This window comes from Microcoleus sp. PH2017_05_CCC_O_A (assembly GCF_020738785.1).
GTDB lineage: Bacteria > Cyanobacteriota > Cyanobacteriia > Cyanobacteriales > Microcoleaceae > Microcoleus.
This window is the reverse complement of the sequence record NZ_JAEQCB010000248.1, coordinates 1-5,164: the sequence shown is the minus strand read 5'-3', so window position 1 is coordinate 5,164 and position 5,164 is coordinate 1. Positions and strand designations below refer to the sequence as shown.

Annotated in this window: 6 protein-coding genes and 1 pseudogene; 6 read left to right on the top strand and 1 reads right to left on the bottom strand. The window is 46.2% G+C overall.

Annotated elements, in window-relative coordinates; all coding sequences use genetic code 11:
• Positions 1 to 55: 55 nt before the first annotated feature.
• The 4 genes from rseP to rpsN all read left to right on the top strand — a co-directional run bounded on the left by rseP (position 56) and on the right by rpsN (position 3,594).
• Positions 56 to 1,156, top strand: a complete 1,101-nt coding sequence (gene rseP, locus JGK20_RS32920) for an RIP metalloprotease RseP (RefSeq protein ID WP_293175221.1) — start codon at positions 56 to 58, stop codon at positions 1,154 to 1,156.
• Between the two features lie 275 nt (positions 1,157 to 1,431).
• Entirely contained in the window at positions 1,432 to 2,190 is a 759-nt protein-coding gene (locus JGK20_RS32915) for a Uma2 family endonuclease (RefSeq protein ID WP_293175223.1), read from the top strand.
• 166 nt (positions 2,191 to 2,356) lie between these two features.
• On the top strand, positions 2,357 to 3,001 hold the full coding sequence (gene nth, locus JGK20_RS32910; RefSeq protein WP_293175225.1) for an endonuclease III: 645 nt from the start codon (positions 2,357 to 2,359) through the stop codon (positions 2,999 to 3,001).
• Positions 3,002 to 3,291: 290 nt separating this feature from the next.
• On the top strand, positions 3,292 to 3,594 hold the full coding sequence (gene rpsN / locus JGK20_RS32905) for a 30S ribosomal protein S14 (protein WP_265235916.1): 303 nt from the start codon (positions 3,292 to 3,294) through the stop codon (positions 3,592 to 3,594).
• Positions 3,595 to 3,851: 257 nt separating this feature from the next.
• Here rpsN and JGK20_RS32900 read toward each other — a convergent pair whose 3' ends face one another.
• Positions 3,852 to 4,181, bottom strand: coding sequence for a hypothetical protein (locus JGK20_RS32900; protein WP_293142731.1), 330 nt, complete (start codon positions 4,179 to 4,181; stop codon positions 3,852 to 3,854).
• Positions 4,182 to 4,245: 64 nt separating this feature from the next.
• Here JGK20_RS32900 and aat point away from each other — a divergent pair, with 64 nt between their 5' ends.
• On the top strand, positions 4,246 to 4,824 hold the full coding sequence (gene aat / locus JGK20_RS32895; RefSeq protein WP_293233622.1) for a leucyl/phenylalanyl-tRNA--protein transferase: 579 nt from the start codon (positions 4,246 to 4,248) through the stop codon (positions 4,822 to 4,824).
• Between the two features lie 104 nt (positions 4,825 to 4,928).
• Positions 4,929 to 5,164 (top strand): annotated as a pseudogene (locus JGK20_RS32890) (Uma2 family endonuclease); the annotation flags it as partial.

Genomic DNA, 5,164 nt, shown 5'->3' with positions numbered 1-5,164 from the left:
TTAAAAAGATATTAAAATAAATCAAAGTCAAGTAAAAGTGTTAGTGGAATCCTTCATGTCAGTTTTGGCAGCGATCGCAGTTTTAGGTATCTTGATTGTCGTTCACGAACTCGGCCACTTCCTGGCGGCGAGACTTCAACACATTCACGTCAACCGCTTCTCCATCGGTTTCGGGCCCATTTTGTGGAAGTACCAAGGCCCGGAAACTGAATATGCCCTCCGCGCCTTTCCCCTGGGAGGTTTCGTGGGTTTCCCGGATGACGATCCAGACAGCACTATTCCCCCCAATGACCCGAATTTGCTGCGGAACCGCCCTGTGATCGATCGGGCGATCGTCATTAGTGCAGGAGTAATTGCCAACTTAATTTTTGCTTACTTCCTGCTGGTGGTGCAATTAACCACGGTTGGCGCTGCATCTATGAACTACCTACCGGGAGTTAAAGTCCCGGAAGTCGCTGCGGAAGTTAGTTCGGCGGCCTTCCAAGCGGGAATTCGATCGGGCGACATTGTTCTGTCCGTTGATGGCAAGGAATTGGGCGCGAACCGCGAATCAATCAAATCTTTAGTCTCAGCCATCCAAGATCATCCCAATCAACCCCTGGCCCTAGAAATTCAGCGCGAAGAACAAAAATTTGTGGTGACAGTTACTCCCGAATTGTCCCCCGACGGTAAAGGTAAGATTGGCGTGCAGCTAACTTCTAACGGTACCGTCGTGCGGGAACGGGCAGGAATTGTAGAGGCATTTAGCAAGGCTGCAACTGAGTTTGAGCGAATTGTAGTGCTGACGTTTCAAGGTTTCGGGCAGTTACTTAGCAATTTCAGTCAGACTGCTGAAAAGTTGTCCGGGCCTGTGGCAATTGTAGCCATTGGTGCAGGAATTGCGCGATCGGATGCTGCGAATTTGTTTCAGTTTGCGGTATTAATTAGTATAAATTTGGCTGTGATTAATATCTTGCCTTTGCCTGCTTTAGATGGCGGTCAACTAGCTTTTCTGTTAATAGAAGGACTGCGGGGCAAGCCTCTGCCAAACCGCATTCAAGAAAATGTGATGCAGACTGGTTTGGTGCTGTTGTTGGGTTTGGGAATTTTCTTGATTGTTCGCGATACTGCTAATTTGGCAGGCTTTGATTTGATGCGAACTCTCCGACAACAGTAGTCAGTTGGTAGTTGTCAATTGGCAGTTGACAGTTGACAGTTGACAGTTGTTCGTTGTCAGCAGTCATAGTGCTGTCCCCGCTCGCGAACAGCAGTCAGCAGCCATTAGTTATTACATAGCTGATGACTGCTGACTAATATACAGCCTTTCTCAAAAAAGTGAGGTATGCCCGCTAATCTTATGCCCTATGCCCCATGCCCTATGCCCCATGCCCATGCGTACCTCATCTTTCTGAGAAAGGCTATAAATTAACCAGTAAAATTGGAGAAATAGCAATGGTCACACAACTGCAATCTCCCGAAAAAGCAAAGATTATCTATCCAGATGATAACGGCGAACCAATGTCAGATAATACCGAACAGTTTAGATTGATCGTGTGGATCAAAGAAAATTTAGAACTGTTATTTGCCAGCATGGCTGATGTTTTTGTAGCGGGAAACTTACTGTGGTATCCAGTAGAAGGAAATAACAAGATTTCTCAAGCGCCAGATGCGATGGTAGTCTTCGGAAGACCGAAAGGTTATCGAGGCTCCTACCAACAATGGCATGAAGAGAACATTGTGCCGCAAGTGGCGTTTGAAATTTGGTCGCCGGGAAATCGGCTGACTCCGATGCTCCAAAAACTGAGATTTTACGAACAGTACGGCGTAGAAGAATATTATCTGTACGATCCGGCGAATGTGGATTTAACTATATGGCAGCGCCGAGAAGAACGGTTAGAACCAATCGAAGAAGTAAACGGCTGGGTAAGTCCAAGAATGGGAGTGCGGTTTCAACTATCAGAAACTGAACTACAAATATTCAGCCCTGATGGAACACCGTTTGTGAGTTTTGTGGAACTCGCTCAACTTCGAGAACAAGCAGAATTAAGGGCCGAACAAGAACGGCAAAGGGCTGAACAAGAACGGCAAAGGGCCGAACAAGAACGGCAAAGGGCCGAACAGGCAGAAGTTTTGCTGGAGCAAGAACGATCGCGCTCGCAAGCTTTAGAAGCTCGGCTCCGAGACATGGGAATTGACCTCAATCAGTTGTAAATGACTAAGATTAAATTGGGAGTATCTCAGTTTTGATTTTATAGTGCTGTCCCCGCTCGCGATCGCGACTCGCGAGCGGGGACAGCACTGTATAATTCCGATGTCACCGGCAAGAATATAACTAATGACTGATGACTGATGACCAATGACTGATGACCAATGACTGATGACTAAAAAGTTAAGTTTAAAACAAAAATCGCTCGAAATTCTGATTCGCCTCAAACGGCTGTATCCAGAAGCCCCTTGCACTCTCAACTACGAAACTCCCGTGCAGTTGATGGTGGCGACGATTCTGGCGGCTCAGTGTACGGATGAGCGCGTAAATCTGGTAACGCCGGCTTTGTTTGAGCGTTTCCCGGATGCGGAGGCTTTGGCAAATGCTGATTTGGATGAATTGGAGCGTCTGGTGCGATCGACTGGTTTTTACCGGAATAAGTCTAAAAATATTAAAGCTGCTTGTTGGGCGATCGTCAATAAATTCAACAATCAAGTGCCGCAGCAAATGGAACTGCTGCTAGAATTGCCCGGAGTTGCCCGCAAAACCGCTAATGTCGTCCTCGCCCACGCTTTTGATATTCATCAGGGCGTGACGGTAGACACTCACGTCAAGCGTTTGAGTCAGCGGTTGGGATTGACTGAACACGCCGATCCAATTCGGATCGAGCGGGATTTGATGCTATTGTTGCCGCAGCCGGATTGGGAAAATTGGTCAATTCGGTTGGTGTATCACGGTCGAGCAGTTTGTAATGCGAGAAAGCCGATTTGCCATATTTGTGAACTTGCAGATTTGTGCCCTTCTGCTAATAGTTAGATTTTCTACTAATGTGAGGAACAGGCAAGATGCCTGTTCCACAAAAAATCTTAAATAATTGTGGTACTAATGTGAGGAACAGGCAAGATGCCTGTTGCACAAAAAAGCTTAAATAATTGTGGAACAGGCATCTTGCCTGTTGCAAAAAAGCTTAAATAATTGTGGAAAAGGCATCTTACCTGTTGCAAAAATCTTGTCAACAAAAAAAGTAATTAAAATAAAAATGATCTAAAACCACCAAAATACAGTAAAATAGTAGATTGTGATTTATCTAAGGATATCAACAGATTATGGCTAAAAAGAGCATGGTCGAGCGCGAGAAAAAGCGCCAAAGACTCGTAGACAAGTACGCTGACAAGCGCGAAGACCTGAAAGATCAGTTCGACCAAGCAGCGAACCAGATGGACAAAATGGCGATTCACCGCCAACTGCAACAGCTACCCCGCGGCAGTTCGCGGACTCGCTTGCGGAACCGCTGCTGGGCTACAGGTCGCCCCAGGGGTTACTACCGCGATTTCGGACTGTCTCGGAACATGATGCGAGAAATGGCTCACGAAGGTCTTTTGCCCGGTGTTGTGAAGTCTAGCTGGTAGTAGTCAGTTGACAGTTGACAGTTGACAGTTGACAGTTAATATTTGTTAGTTGTCATTAGTCTGAAGGAAGAAGGAAAAAGGAAGAAGGAAGAAGGAAAAAAACTTATAAATAATCTGCAAGATTATGTTTGGGGTTTATTTTTGTTTCAGATTTCAGCTCAAACTTCCTTCTTGCTTTGTCCTTCTTGCTTCTTCCTACTTCTTCCTTTAGACATCCGTTACATCCGTTACAAAATCCGTTGCCGAACCTTCTTGCTTCACTGGCCGCAGCATTTATCGATACCGAGACTTTCGAGTAATAAGTCGCTGACGGCATTGGCGATCGCAAATTCGCCGTAAAAGCTTTTAGAAAAATCATAGGCCTGCATTTCGGTGACGATCGCAATTACGAGGCTGCCCAAATCGTTTTCGCCTTCCATGCGCTGGCGGAGGTAGATTTGGGCTGCTCTTTTAGCTATTTGCTGGTTGGCTGCTTCTGGGATAAACTCGGAGTCTAGCCATGCCAGCAGCGTTTCTTGGAGCCATTGGCCTTCTTGCTCGGGGTTTTGGGCGGGCGGCAAGGTAATAGGTTGGATGGTTTCAGACATGATTATTCGTAATTGCTAATGTTGACTTTGAAAAGTTAGCGGACAAATGACAACTGATAAATTTATGCAATATGATATACCGTCAATTATACAGGGATACGCGCAAGGCTACTTCTTGATGGCGAATGACGGCGAGGAGAGTTTGGGGTGGTATTCGAGCCGCCAGCGGGCGCTGATACCCCTGGATGAGAGATTTATCTATCCGCGATCGCTCCGCCGGGCATTGAATCAAGAACGGTTTTCGGTGGCTGTAAACCGCGATTTTGGGGCGGTGGTTGAGGGTTGTGCCGATCGAGAAACGACGTGGATTTCTAAGGAACTCAAGCAGATTTACTGGGGATTGTATGAGGCTGGTTGGGCGTACAGCTTCGAGACTTGGTGCGGCGACGAATTGGCGGGCGGTATTTTGGGATTGTCTATAGGTGGCGCGTTTATTGGGGAGTCGATGTTTTACCAGATTCCCGAGGGTTCTAAGGTGGCGATGGTGAAGTTGGTGGAGAGATTGCGCGATCGATCTTATCTACTATTCGACGCTCAAATGAACAATCCCCACTTGGAAAGATTCGGAGCTTATACTGTTAAGGAAAAACTCTATAACACTATTTTACAACAAGCCTTAAAGCGCCGCTGCTCCCTCTTTTGAATCTTCTATCTTGAGGAACTTATGCTTTGGCTAATTCCTCACCCGATATCCCTGCTTCCAACAATAGTATAATTAAGCTGAGATACTTCTCGGAGACAACCACAATGCAAGTCACAACCGAAGAAATTATTTATCCATCCAGCGACGGTCAACCAATGGCAGAAAGTACAATTCAATACAAATTAATTGTCACAATCAAAGAAGGTTGCGAATCGCTGTTTGAAGATGACCCCAACGTGTTTGTAGCAGCAGATTTACTCTGGTATCCGGTTGAAGGTAGACCAGATATTTCTCAAGCACCAGATACGATGGTGATATTTGGCCGACCAAAAGGCGATCG